Source organism: Shewanella sp. BJSY2023SW001 (assembly GCF_047314685.1).
Lineage (GTDB): Bacteria > Pseudomonadota > Gammaproteobacteria > Enterobacterales > Shewanellaceae > Shewanella > Shewanella indica.
On sequence record NZ_JBKORF010000080.1, the window covers coordinates 1 to 12230 of the forward strand.

Annotated in this window: 13 protein-coding genes; 9 read left to right on the plus strand and 4 right to left on the minus strand. The window is 52.4% G+C overall.

The features are described from left to right. The coding region (locus tag ACMHXH_RS17580; RefSeq protein WP_413738410.1) for a transposase domain-containing protein at nt 1–413 on the minus strand (413 nt) is incomplete at its 3' end. Nucleotides 414–558: 145 nt separating this feature from the next. Then, nucleotides 559–1530, minus strand: coding sequence for an octaprenyl diphosphate synthase (gene ispB / locus ACMHXH_RS17585; RefSeq protein WP_039033051.1), 972 nt, complete (start codon nt 1528–1530; stop codon nt 559–561). 273 nt (nt 1531–1803) lie between these two features. Here ispB and rplU point away from each other — a divergent pair, with 273 nt between their 5' ends. From rplU to ACMHXH_RS17620, 7 genes are all read left to right on the plus strand, one after another. Beyond that, a complete protein-coding gene (rplU, locus tag ACMHXH_RS17590) occupies nt 1804–2115 on the plus strand; it encodes a 50S ribosomal protein L21 (RefSeq protein WP_025012063.1) in 312 nt (103 codons plus the stop codon). Nucleotides 2116–2129: 14 nt separating this feature from the next. Then, nucleotides 2130–2384: a 50S ribosomal protein L27 gene (gene rpmA / locus ACMHXH_RS17595; RefSeq protein ID WP_011760936.1), complete on the plus strand. Its 255-nt coding sequence runs from the start codon at nt 2130–2132 to the stop codon at nt 2382–2384. 135 nt (nt 2385–2519) lie between these two features. Then, on the plus strand, nt 2520–3686 hold the full coding sequence (cgtA, locus tag ACMHXH_RS17600) for an Obg family GTPase CgtA (protein ID WP_071475759.1): 1167 nt from the start codon (nt 2520–2522) through the stop codon (nt 3684–3686). A 23-nt stretch (nt 3687–3709) separates the two neighbouring features. Then, complete coding sequence (locus tag ACMHXH_RS17605) at nt 3710–4471, plus strand: threonine/serine exporter family protein (protein WP_039033053.1); 762 nt, start codon at nt 3710–3712, stop codon at nt 4469–4471. Further along, a complete protein-coding gene (locus ACMHXH_RS17610; RefSeq protein WP_174840187.1) occupies nt 4471–4938 on the plus strand; it encodes a threonine/serine exporter family protein in 468 nt (155 codons plus the stop codon). The genes ACMHXH_RS17605 and ACMHXH_RS17610 overlap by 1 nt, the downstream gene beginning before the upstream one ends. A 23-nt stretch (nt 4939–4961) precedes the next feature. Further along, nucleotides 4962–5444, plus strand: coding sequence for a type 3 dihydrofolate reductase (gene folA, locus ACMHXH_RS17615; protein WP_039033054.1), 483 nt, complete (start codon nt 4962–4964; stop codon nt 5442–5444). A 133-nt stretch (nt 5445–5577) separates the two neighbouring features. Next, entirely contained in the window at nt 5578–5967 is a 390-nt protein-coding gene (locus ACMHXH_RS17620) for a DUF3718 domain-containing protein (RefSeq protein WP_039033055.1), read from the plus strand. 5 nt (nt 5968–5972) lie between these two features. On the opposite strand, the gene ACMHXH_RS17625 is transcribed toward ACMHXH_RS17620, so the two are convergent. Together ACMHXH_RS17625 and yjjX are read right to left on the minus strand one after the other, a co-directional pair. Then, nucleotides 5973–6974, minus strand: a complete 1002-nt coding sequence (locus ACMHXH_RS17625) for a bifunctional helix-turn-helix transcriptional regulator/GNAT family N-acetyltransferase (protein WP_083399750.1) — start codon at nt 6972–6974, stop codon at nt 5973–5975. Between the two features lie 191 nt (nt 6975–7165). Beyond that, nucleotides 7166–7702, minus strand: a complete 537-nt coding sequence (yjjX, locus tag ACMHXH_RS17630; RefSeq protein ID WP_071475760.1) for an inosine/xanthosine triphosphatase — start codon at nt 7700–7702, stop codon at nt 7166–7168. Nucleotides 7703–7934: 232 nt separating this feature from the next. Here yjjX and ACMHXH_RS17635 point away from each other — a divergent pair, with 232 nt between their 5' ends. After that, nucleotides 7935–10496, plus strand: a complete 2562-nt coding sequence (locus ACMHXH_RS17635) for an acylase (RefSeq protein ID WP_071475761.1) — start codon at nt 7935–7937, stop codon at nt 10494–10496. Between the two features lie 418 nt (nt 10497–10914). Beyond that, nucleotides 10915–12228, plus strand: a complete 1314-nt coding sequence (locus tag ACMHXH_RS17640) for an aromatic amino acid transport family protein (RefSeq protein WP_071475762.1) — start codon at nt 10915–10917, stop codon at nt 12226–12228. Nucleotides 12229–12230: the final 2 nt, after the last annotated feature.

Below are 12230 nucleotides of genomic sequence, written 5' to 3' on the forward strand. Positions count from 1 at the left end.
CCATCGACCCCATAGAGGTTGAGCCCACACCAATGCGGATGCTCAGCTCTCTCATGCCAGGTCTTGGCACTTCGCTTAAACACATCCTGAACAACGTCAGAGCCCAGCCGCTTGCGCGCTTGAGTGACAGCACTGCGCGCAACGTAATCCACCTCTTGAGGTAAGACGATATCAAGCTTATTGATGAGAGAGCGGACGGACTCGCCTCTGAATAGAGCCATACCAATCACCGCCCAAATCATGGCATCCATAGGTAACTTACGNCGCCTTAAACTGGCAACACCATGTGAATCAAGGCACGACTGAATTAACTCAGGCTCAAGCACATCGGCCAGACAGGTGAATTCGGTAAGACGATTGATATGAGTACGCGCCAAAGCTTCTGAAAGTTGCATAAAAAAATCCGATGACATGAGGTCATCGGATTTTGATCCTTTCAGTGAGATCGTCAAGCGATCTGTCTTAACTGATCGGCATTACGCTTTGAGCGCTCCTTTTTTTTACTTGGGCTAAACGACAAATTTAACTGATGGACTTTAAATCGTCGTCTTTAGTCTATCAGTGACTGCGGGCTACGGCGATTTTAGCCAGGCTTACCAGCGCCAGCTTGTAGTCGGACTCTGGCAGTACCGAAAGGGCCGCTACGGCCTTATCGGCTTCTTCATAGGCCCTTTGCTGGGTATATTCCAGTGCGCCACAGGTGTTGAGTGCATTGATGATCTCTTCGATATGCTCAGTGCCATCACCTTGTTCAATCGCCTGGCGGATCATCTGTCGCTGTGGCTCTGTACCGTGGGCGATGGCGTAGATCAGCGGCAAAGTGGGTTTACCTTCGGCGAGGTCGTCACCTATGTTCTTGCCCAGTTCTTCTGCGTCCGCTGTGTAGTCCAGCAGGTCATCAGTCAACTGGAAGGCGGTGCCCAGGTATTTGCCGTAGTCGGCCAGCGCCGTTTCCATTTCGCTGTCGCAACCGGCCAGCACACCGGCCAGACGGGTTGCAGCTTCAAACAGTTTGGCGGTCTTGCAATAAATAACCCGCATATAGCTGGCTTCAGTGGTATCCGGATCGTTGCAGTTCATCAACTGCAGCACTTCACCCTCGGCCAGTACGTTGGTGGTGTTGGCCAGAACCTGCAGTACTTTCATCGACTCCAACTCTGTCATCATCTGGAAAGAGCGGGTATAAAGAAAGTCGCCGACCAGCACGCTGGCGCTGTTGCCAAACAGGGCATTGGCTGTCTCCCGTCCACGGCGCAGAGTGGATTCATCCACCACATCGTCGTGGAGCAGTGAAGCGGTATGAATAAACTCTATGATAGCGGCCAGCTTCAGGTGTGCTTCACCACTATAGTCGAGTGATCTTGCTGCCAGAATCGACAGTAACGGCCGCATACGTTTGCCGCCACCGTTGATGATGTAGAACCCCAATTGATTGATCAGGGCAACATCAGATTCGAGTTGTTTGTAGATCAGTTGATTGACGGCTTGCATGTCGGCGTCAGCCAGCTGACGGATAGCAGTTAAATCCATAGTAGACTCTAGGTATGAAGGAACGCCGAATCGGCAGCTCCCGATAAGCTTAAGTATTGTAATAGACCGAAGTTTACCTAAAATTAATGAACAAGACAGTAGCAGAGGGAGCAATGTGCGAGTTAATCCGGTCTTTTTTTCTTGAGCTTCAATTAGGGCTTGCCTGTAAGGGATTATTCGCGTAAACTCCGCGCCCATTGTCATTAAAGTTTTTGTAGCACCCAGCCTCATAGAGATGAGCCGGCGTGTTAAGAATTTCGGAGTAAAATAGCTATGTACGCTGTTTTTCAAAGTGGTGGTAAGCAACACCGTGTTGCTGAAGGCCATACTGTTCGTTTGGAAAAAATTGAAGTTGCCACTGGTGAAACTATCGAATTCGATCAAGTTCTGCTGATCGCTGATGGTGAAAACGTCCAGGTGGGTACCCCTCTGGTAGCAGGCGGTAAAGTTGTGGCTACAGTTGTTAGTCATGGCCGTGGTGAAAAGGTAACTATCCAAAAGTTCAACCGTCGTAAGCACCACGAGAAGAAAATGGGCCACCGTCAGTGGTTCACTGAAGTTAAAATCACTGCTATCAACGCTTAATAGGAGTCTGACTCATGGCACACAAAAAAGCTGGCGGTTCTACTCGTAACGGCCGCGATTCAGAAAGCAAACGTCTTGGTGTAAAGCGCTTCGGCGGCGAATCAGTTCTGGCTGGTAACATCATTGTTCGTCAACGTGGTACTAAGTTCCACGCAGGTGTTAACGTAGGTATCGGTCGTGACCATACTCTGTTTGCCCTGACTGACGGCAAAGTTAAGTTTGAAGTTAAAGGTCCTAACAACCGTAAGTTCGTTAGCATCGAAGATTAATCTTCAAACCAGAATTGCTTTGAGCCCCGCCATTGGTGGGGCTTTTGTTTTGGGCGAGAGCCATAGTTTCTGTTTTTTGGCGCCTTGCAGGGTTAGGCAGTATAATTGCCTCATTCCGTGGTGCCAGGAGTATGTATGAAGTTTGTCGATGAGGCAGTGATCAGAGTTGAAGCTGGAGATGGTGGCAGTGGCTGCGTCAGCTTCAGACGTGAAAAGTACGTGCCGGATGGTGGTCCAGACGGTGGCGATGGTGGCGACGGCGGCAGCGTTTATCTGCAAGCGGACGAAAACCTCAACACCCTGATTGACTACCGTTTTGAGCGTTTCCATATGGCTGAGCGCGGTGAAAACGGCCGAGGCCGCGACTGTACCGGTAAAGGTGGTCAGGACTTGGTGCTTAAGGTGCCAGTGGGAACCCGGGCGGTTGATGAAGAAACCGATGAGGTGCTCGGTGATCTGACCCAGCATGGTCAGAAGCTGTTGGTGGCCAAAGGTGGTTTCCACGGTCTTGGCAATACTCGTTTCAAGAGCAGTGTTAACCGCGCCCCCAGACAAAAGACCTTGGGGACTCCCGGTGAAGTGCGCAGCTTGCGCCTTGAGCTGATGCTACTGGCGGATGTGGGTTTGCTTGGCATGCCAAATGCCGGTAAGTCGACCTTTATTCGGGCGGTTTCCCGCGCGACACCGAAAGTAGCCGATTATCCCTTTACCACCCTGGTGCCTAATCTCGGTGTGGTAAATCCTCGCCCAGGGCAGAGCTTTGTGGTGGCGGATATTCCAGGGTTGATTGAAGGTGCTGCCGAAGGTGCCGGTTTAGGTATTCGCTTCCTCAAACACCTTGAGCGTTGTCGTGTATTGCTGCATATCCTGGATATTGAGCCTATTGATGGTTCAAGTCCTGCAGAAGCGGCCAAGGCGATTGTCGCTGAGCTTGAGAAATACTCGCCCAAGCTGGCTTCCAAGCCACGTTGGCTGGTGTTCAACAAGACAGATCTGCTGCTGGAAGAAGAGCTTCAGGAAAGAGTCGACAGCATAGTCAAGGAGATGGGCTGGGAAGGGGATGTTTACACCATCTCGGCTTATACCCGTGAAGGCACCAAGGAACTGGCTGAAAAGCTCTATGACTTTATCAGTAGTCTACCGGCGGAAGAGCAACAGCAAGATCCTGACGCCGATGTCGAGTTCAAGTGGGATAACTACCACCAGGATAGCCTGGAAGACCTCAACGAAGACTATGATGATGAGTTCGACGATGACTTCGACGACGATGATTACGATGTTGAGGTTATTTACCAAAGATAATATCTGAGCGAGTCTGAACACCTGTGTACGCTGATACCCAAAACGATATCACCCGGCAGGTTGTCCGGGTTGCTCAGCTATTGCTGGCCTATGGCGCTGAATCTGAACTGGTTGAAGAGATCAGTCAGCGTCTTGGCCGGGCACTTGGCTTGGCCAGTGTCGAGCTATCCATCTCATCCAATTCACTGGTGCTCACCAGCTTGGTTTCCGGTCGTTGTATTACCACTACCCGGCGCATTCGCGAGCACGGCATCAATATGACAGTGGTGTGCGAGCTGCAGCGTATTTGCCTGCTGGCCGAAAAAGGCCTCTATGGCCCCAATGAAGTCCGCAAACGCCTTGCCAGACTGCAACCCAAAACCTATCCCAAGTGGCTGCTTATCCCAATGATAGGTCTTTCCTGCGGCAGTTTTTGTCATCTTTTCGGTGGCGATCTGGCCGCATGCTTTATCACCTTCTTTGCCTCTGTGATCGGCATGTTTGTGCGCCTGGCTATGGCGCAACGTCACTTCAATGTGTTGGTGAATTTTGCCGTGACCGCCTTTGTCACCAGCTTGGTGGCTCAACTGGGGTATCTCTATCCTGTGACCCAAACCCCTGAGCTGACGATGGCGGCCTCTGTGCTGATGCTGGTTCCCGGCTTTCCGATGATCAACTCGATATCGGATATGGTTAAAGGCCATATGAATGTAGGGATCTCCCGCTGGGGGCAGGCGACCCTGATGACAGTTTCCTCAGTGATAGGTATTACCATCGCTATGCAGCTTGGGGGTATCTTCCTGTGATGGACACTCTGTTGTTACTGCTGAATGACGCCTTTTTCTCGGCGATTCCCGCCATGGGCTTTGCCATGCTGTTTAATGTTCCCAGGCGTTATCTGCTTTATTGTGCCCTGGCCGGGGCCATAGGCCACAGCTCTCGGACCTTGATGTTGCAGTTTGGCTTGCCGATAGAGTGGGCCACCTTTGCCGCTGCCGGCATCATAGGCATGGTAACCATCGCCTTTGCCAAGCGTCATCTGGCACCGCCGCTGTTGTATGCCGTGGCGGCAATTATCCCTATGATCCCGGGTTCCTATGCCTACAACACTGTGATTGCCTTGGTGCAATTGACCGCTCAGTCACAACTCAGTACCGAGCTATGGGAGCAGGTGGTTACCAATGGCCTGAAAACCGTGTTCATTCTCGGGGCTTTATCTGTCGGTCTGGCCATGCCCAGCCTGCTGTATTTCCGTACTCGCCCGGTGATTTAATCCAATAATAACAAGGAGCGTATATGCGCATCGCCATGATTGCCGCCATGGCCCATGACAGAGTCATAGGCAAAGATAACCAAATGCCCTGGCACCTGCCGGAAGATCTGCGCCATTTTAAGCAGATGACTCTGGGAAAGCCGGTGGTGATGGGACGTAAGACCTTTGAATCTATAGGTCGTCCTCTGCCCGGGCGCCACAATATAGTGATCAGCCGCCAGAGCGATTATGCACCGGAAGGTGTGACCCGGGTTTCTTCCTTCAAAGAGGCTGTGGAAGCGGCAGGAAACTGCGAAGAACTGGTGGTGATAGGTGGCGGCCAGCTCTACCGGGAAATTTTGCCTCAGGCCGATAAGCTGTATCTGACAGAGATAGACTTGCAAGTGGAAGGGGACACTCGCTTTCCTGAATGGAACGATGGCAGCTGGCAGCAAGTTTACGAGGAAAGTGGTCGCGGTGTAAATGGATTGGGTTTTCGCTTTATTAATATGATTAGAAAATGTTAAATTTGAGCAGACTTTTGAACCCTGAAACGTGAGTGGCACCGGCCACGAAGCGATCCTTATGCCCAAGAGTCCCCGGCAGACAAGTCTGCCGGGGACTCTTGGTTTTAATAACAATTACAAAAAGGAGTGTCAGATGCGTCTGTTGCCCGTGGCCATTGCTGCACTGATTGCTGTATCTTCAGTGTCATCCCCTTCAACTGCTAAAGCCGAAGATCTGTTGGCTGCCAGTATCTGTGATTACGTCAAGTCCAACGACAAAAATCGCCTGCGTAAGAAATTGAAAGAAAATCGAGTGAAGCTGCGTAATATCTATTCAGGACTTTCCTGTGACGGCGAAAGCCTGCTGCGCACTGCCTATCACAGCAACGCCGAAGATACCGGCGAGTTTATCGCCAAGCGCTTGTCAAAAACCGAATTGGAAGTGGTGGAAGCTGACGGCAAGACCATAGTCGACTGGGCCGACGCCAATGGTTTTGGCGCCAGCATTATTACCCTGGCCATTAAAGAGCGCTTAGGCAGCTGAATCCGCTAAAGTGTCAACAACATAGGGATTTCGCAGGCGCTGTGGCCGGTATTGCCAAGGGGCTTGGGTAAGGTGGTAAAGCCCAGGCTGGCGTAGAGGCCGAGCGCTTGTGGCAACAGTTGGGTAGTTTCCAGATAGCAGGCCTTATATCCCTGCTCGCGGGCAAAGCTGAGACATTGCAGTGCCAAACGGCGGGAGAGCCCCAGGCCTCGTAGTGCGGGCATAAAGTACATTTTCTGCAACTCACACACGCCATCTTCGCCGGGTAAGGGGGCGATACCGGCACCGCCGAGCAGTTGCTGCTGTTTTTCAATTATCCAATATTGGCTTCCTGGCTGAGTATATTGGCGACTCAGGTGATCCAGGGTCGGGTCGGCTACACTATAACCCTTATCGGGTGTCAGGCCATATTCGGCCGATACTGCGCGTATCACGGCGGCTAACTCGGCATCGTCTGCCGCCTGCAGTGGCCGGATTATTACCCCTTGTTGACTCTTGGCCTTGGTAATCGCCTTATTGTAGCAGCGCAGGCTGGCTTCTAGTTGGGTCACCTCGCTTGGTGCCAGCTGGGCAAGAATGTCAGCAAATTGGTTATCCTGTTGGTTATCCAATTGTTGCAGCATCCTATGCCCGGCCGGAGTCAGGCTGACCTGCAGACAGCGATTGTCCCTGGGATTAGCCTTGGTTTGCACGAGTTGTTTCTTGACCAGATGACTGACGGCACGACTGGCATTGGATTTATCGATATTGAGCAGGTTTCCCAGCTCCTTGATACTGAGATCTTGCTGTCCCAGCTCCAGCAGTGTGTGTGCCTGCACCGGGGTCAGTGGCAGTTGCCCACAGGCGCCGGACAACATACCCAGTTGCCGTACCAAGTGACGTGACAGTTGTCTGAGTACAGGACTGACCTGGGCCAGTTCATCCTGAGATGGTTCCTGGTGAGAGCTCGGCTCTTTAACATCAGGCTTGGATGAGCCCAAACTTAACGGTTTTGTACTGAGGGACATCTAAGGAATTACCTCGCAAATGATAAAATGGTTGCGTAAAGCAACTAATTCTGAATTCAACTTAGCTCAGTCTGTATCTATTTGCAACAGCTGGGTTTGGTCATCGTCCCGCATTTACACAGGTCGCTTGGGAAAGATTGAAGTGGGGCGGTCAACAACACCGCCGTTATTAATAACAGCGGTTGCTGGTATCAGTAAAGCTCCGGGTAACGCAGTGGCGCCGATGCGAGCAGCAAGGCCGAGTGATAAATACTCTCGCGAGTAGCATGCCCCTGGGTCAAGAGCCCTATGGCGCCACCTGCCTGTTTGACATTGATGGTATTGAACAGCGAATCCATCACATCTCCCAGTTCTTCACCGGCCTTGAGCGCGGCATAAACCTTGGGCGGCAGGGGCAGGTGAGCACTGCGGCCGACGCAGAGGCGTTCTTTGGTGGCTATAACCACATAGGCAAAGGTGGCTGGCCCCTGGGGGAAATCATCCACCCCACCTTCCATTGCCAGATAGTAATCGGCATCTGCATTCGCCTTGCACCATTCCACCCTGTTGATGGCTCCCTGGCGGGTATCGGCATCTGTCATGGGTTGCTCCGCGACACCGGATGGCGCCTTCATGGCGTGGCAGTGGATCTCGGCGTCGGGATGCAGGGCGCGAACCGCATTCTCGGCGGCTTTGATTTTCACCGGGTTGGTAGAACCCACCACTATCTGTAACTGTTTTTGTTTCATATTTGTTTGTTTGATAGATCTTTAATGTAGACGGGTGTTTGAATCATTGTTTAAATGGTCGGAGGTGCGACCTTGAATTGGGCGTCATTGTGACGCGCCATAAATCACAACGCAAGGTGCACCGAGGGACACGACATAGGCGCCACGACAAACCCGCATGACTTTGGGGAGTTGTATTGTTCAAGGGGCTGGGCCTTGTCGGATAAATGGCATTAAAAAAGAGATAATTATAATGAAATTCAACAAACTCATGTACGCCATGGGGCTGGCAGGCACCCTGGTACTCGTTGGCTGTTCGGATGACGATAATGATCATAACCCGCCTCCGGTCGACAACACACTGCAGGCATTTGCACCGGATGGTAAGCTCTCGGTCAGCGTGCGTCGCACCAGTTTCGGTGTGCCTCATATTCAAGCCGACAATTTGGAAAGCCTGGGATTCGGTAACGGCTATGTGCAGGCGCAGGACAATCTGTGCATCCTGGCCGATGGTTTTGTTAAGGCCAACTCAGAGCGTTCCATGTATTTCGGCCCCCATGCCAGCCTGGACTTCACCACAGGGATCCCGGCCCGGGAAGACAATGGTAACCTGATCTCCGACTTTGCCTACAAGGCGCTCAAGGTCAGAGCTCAGGCCGAGGCCAAATGGCCTGAATTCAGCGAAAACTCCCGGGCTCTGATCAGCGGGTTTGTCGCCGGCTATAACCGGTATTTGAGCGATGTGGCCGAAGGCAAGCAACAGGCCGAGCCCTTCTGTGCCGGGCAGCCCTGGGTCAAACCTATTGAAGCTGAAGATGTGGTGACCTACCTGTTTTCAATCGCCCTGTTGCCGGGGGCGGCCAACTTCCTGGATCTGATCTTTTACGCCAATCCGGGGGATGGTGATGAATATTTGCCGCGAATAGTCGGCCCGGCTCCGGCCTCTGCCGCCCAGACAGCTTTTGTCAATGACATCAACAGCAAGCTGATTGCCAGAGCCGCCAATATTTCAACCCCGGAGACCAACCCGGGTGAACTGGGCTCCAACGGTTGGGGCCTTGGCAAAGACAAGACGGAAAACGGCAAGGGCATGGTGCTGGGGAACCCGCACTTCCCGCATACGGGTAACCTGAGATTCTGGCAGTCCCATGCCACCATTCCCGGACACCTGGATGTGATGGGCGGCTCGCTGGTCGGCATGCCGGGCCCAATCAATATTGGTTTCAACAAAGATCTCGCCTGGACTCATACCTTCTCCACCGCCGAACATTTTGTGGTCTATAACCTGGAGCTGGTTTCCGGCGACCGGATGCAGTATCTGTTTGACGGTGAGCCTATGCCTATCAGCAAGGAAACCGTGCAGGTGCTGGTCAATGCCGGTCCGGCGGGTATGCTGGTAGCCGAAAAAGATATCTATACCACTCCCAAAGGACCTATAGTCGAAGCGCCTGCGACCCAGGCACCTTTTGGCTGGGATGATGGTCAGGCCTTTATGTTGCAGGATGCCAACATGGCGACCCTGGATCCCGTGGATCACTGGCTGGCGATGAATATGGCTGCCAACAAACAGGAGTTTGTGCAGGCATTTAAAGACTATGACGGCATGATCTTCAATAACACCATGTATGCCGACAGGGAAGGCAACGCCTTCTATATCGATGACTCTACCGTGCCGGGATTATCCGAGGCGGCTGTGGTATTGCTGAAGACTTCCCCTGAGATCAAGGCGGCCAAGGCGCAGGCGGGCTTTACCATATTGCCGGGCAATACCTCACTGTTCGCTTTCGCTGGCCCCACGCCTTTCGAGCGGGCACCCAAGTTGGAACGCACAGATTTTGTGCAAAACTCCAATAACTCCTTCTGGTCTACCAACCCGGCCGAGCCGCTGGAGTATTTTTCTCCCATGTATGGCCCGGAGCGTGGTCAACTGAGCATGAGAACCCGCATGGGACTCAAGCTGCTTGGTGATGCCGCCGGTAGTGATGGTAAGTTCAACCTGGATGAATTGGAGGCGGCAGTGCTCAACAACCGCAGCTATCTGGCCGAAATGGTTTTGGATGATCTGATTGCCCAGTGTGAAGCCAAGGGCAGTGAACCTGTAATGGTCGGTACCCTTGCCAAGGATATCAGCGCTGCCTGCGCGGCGCTCAAGGCCTGGAATGGTCATCAGGACAACGACAGTAAAGGCGGTGCTTTGCTTCGGGAGTTCGCCCATCTGTTCAATGACAAAACCATGTTGACCCAAGGCTTTGATTATCTGCAGCCGGCGACCACTCCCACAGGGCTGAGTTCTGACGGTTCGGCGCTCACCGCGCTGGCGCATGCCGCGCTCAACCTGGAAGCGGCCGGTTTTGCCGTCGATGCGCCTCTTGGCAGTGTGCAGTTTGTCGAGCGTTCATTGCCGGATGGCAGCGCCAGTGGCGTGCGTTTGCCCTGGCCCGGTAGTCATCATGCCGAGGGTGGTTTCAACGTATTTTCCACCAGAACCAGTGGTGACGACACTCTGATCCCACAGCACTCTTACGCTCCGGCAACCGATGTACTGAGCGGCAAAGCGCTGGATTCAGGTCTGAGCGCCAAAGGCTATCAGATTCGTTATGGCTCCAGTTGGATGATGGCGGTGAGCTTTACCGATGAGGGCCCGGAGGCGAGAGGGATACTGACCTACTCAGAGACCAGCAATATTCTGCGTCCCGAATTTGCCGATCAGACCGCGCTCTACTCCAGTGAGAAACGTTTCCGCCCCTTGCTGTTCAAAGAAGCGGATATTGATGCGGCAACCGTATCCAAGATAGAACTGACGCTCGAGCGTTAAGCACTATTCATTCTGCTTCAATGCCGCTCATCTCGATGAGCGGCATTTTTTTGCCTGCTGCCGGTTTGTTAATAAAATTACAATTTAGATGGTGATCGCTGTCGGGTTTTAATTCGGCCTTGCTGAGTTATGTCATATTTTTCTCACGAACGTGCTGGTGATCTCTGTTGTCTTTTTTCTCCGCAAACTTGATGCTTTACCGGCTGGCATTCAAGGTAGCACCTTTGTTTCCGCGGCTTTGCAGGGTGGAATTAATTTGTTGCCTAATTGAAATTTTATTACAGCAAAAGGCAGATCTGGATCCCAGTTATGACTCAGAGCCCAAATTCAGTGCCGTGAATGGCGGTTCAGATCAATTTCTTTGCCGGGCGATTGGCTATGCTTGCCGCCAATTTCAGCCGAAGTTAAGGTAATCCTTATGCAACAAGAGATCACAGGTACGCAGGTTCAAGACGCTGTACTGACCCCCACGGCCCCGGAAAAGGGACAAGTGTCTGGCTCACTATCCTGGACGGCCCAGGACACTACTTGGATGTTGAGTCTGTTTGGCACTGCAGTGGGTGCCGGGATCCTGTTTTTGCCTATGAATGCCGGTCTCGGTGGTTTTTGGCCGCTGTTGTTGCTGACCATCTTGATAGGTCCCATGACTTATCTGTCTCACCGGGGCTTGTCTCGCTTTGTCTGTGCCTCGAAGATTGAAGGCAGTGATATCACTCAAGTGGTCGAGGAGTACTTCGGTGTTGGTGCCGGTCGCGCCATTACCTGGCTCTATTTTTTGGCCATCTATCCGATAGTGTTGATCTATGGCGTGAGTATCACCAATACGGTTGACAGTTTTATGGTGCATCAATTGGGGATGGCATCTTTACCGCGTTGGCTACTGTCCGGGGCTTTGATTGCCGGTATGATGGCTGTGATGGTAGCCGGTGAGCGGTTGATGCTCAAAGTGACCCAGTTCCTGGTCTATCCTCTGGTCGGCATCTTGCTGTTTATGTCGCTCTATCTCATTCCCGATTGGAAGATGGATGCTTTGATGCAGGTTCCATCGGCCGGAGAGTTTCTCGGTATTGTTTGGGTCACCATCCCTGTGTTGATCTTCTCTTTTAACCATTCTCCGGCTATTTCCCAGTTTGCGGTATCGCTAAAGCGGGAACATGGCGCCAATGCGGCCAAGAAGGCCGATATGATCTTGCGTAATACCGCCATGATGCTGCTGGGGTTTGTGATGTTGTTTGTGTTTTCCTGTGTTCTGGCCATGAGTCCGGCACAACTGGCACAAGCCAAGGCATCCAACCTGCCGATTTTGTCTTACCTGGCCAATATCCATGACAGTGCATTTATCAGTTATGTGGGGCCGGTTGTTGCCTTTGTGGCCATAGTATCCTCTTTCTTCGGCCACTATCTGGGAGCCACTGAAGGATTGAAGGGAATTGCCTCCAAACAGTTGCCGTTTGTTCGAGAGCGTTGCAGCGACAAGGGGCTGAATCGCGGTATTCAGCTGTTTATGTTCCTGACCGTTTGGGGCGCGGCGATTGCCAATCCCAGTATCCTGACGATGATTGAAGCTTTGGGCGGCCCAGTGATTGCGGCCATTCTCTATCTGATGCCTATGTATGCCGTTTACAAAGTACCGGCACTCAAGGCCTATCGCGGTCGCTTGAGCAACATCTTTGTGATAGTGGCCGGTTTGATGTCCATGACCGCCATTTTTTACTCCTTCTTCCAAGGCTAAGT

Bases quoted from the DNA above. Each gene is read 5' to 3' on its own strand.
- ispB (WP_039033051.1), bottom strand. From the start codon at position 1,530: ATGGATTTAACTGCTATCCGTCAGCTGGCTGACGCCGACATGCAAGCC.
- rplU (WP_025012063.1), top strand. From the start codon at position 1,804: ATGTACGCTGTTTTTCAAAGTGGTGGTAAGCAACACCGTGTTGCTGAA.
- rpmA (WP_011760936.1), top strand. From the start codon at position 2,130: ATGGCACACAAAAAAGCTGGCGGTTCTACTCGTAACGGCCGCGATTCA.
- cgtA (WP_071475759.1), top strand. From the start codon at position 2,520: ATGAAGTTTGTCGATGAGGCAGTGATCAGAGTTGAAGCTGGAGATGGT.
- ACMHXH_RS17610 (WP_174840187.1), top strand. From the start codon at position 4,471: ATGGACACTCTGTTGTTACTGCTGAATGACGCCTTTTTCTCGGCGATT.
- folA (WP_039033054.1), top strand. From the start codon at position 4,962: ATGCGCATCGCCATGATTGCCGCCATGGCCCATGACAGAGTCATAGGC.
- ACMHXH_RS17620 (WP_039033055.1), top strand. From the start codon at position 5,578: ATGCGTCTGTTGCCCGTGGCCATTGCTGCACTGATTGCTGTATCTTCA.
- ACMHXH_RS17625 (WP_083399750.1), bottom strand. From the start codon at position 6,974: ATGTCCCTCAGTACAAAACCGTTAAGTTTGGGCTCATCCAAGCCTGAT.
- yjjX (WP_071475760.1), bottom strand. From the start codon at position 7,702: ATGAAACAAAAACAGTTACAGATAGTGGTGGGTTCTACCAACCCGGTG.
- ACMHXH_RS17635 (WP_071475761.1), top strand. From the start codon at position 7,935: ATGAAATTCAACAAACTCATGTACGCCATGGGGCTGGCAGGCACCCTG.
- ACMHXH_RS17640 (WP_071475762.1), top strand. From the start codon at position 10,915: ATGCAACAAGAGATCACAGGTACGCAGGTTCAAGACGCTGTACTGACC.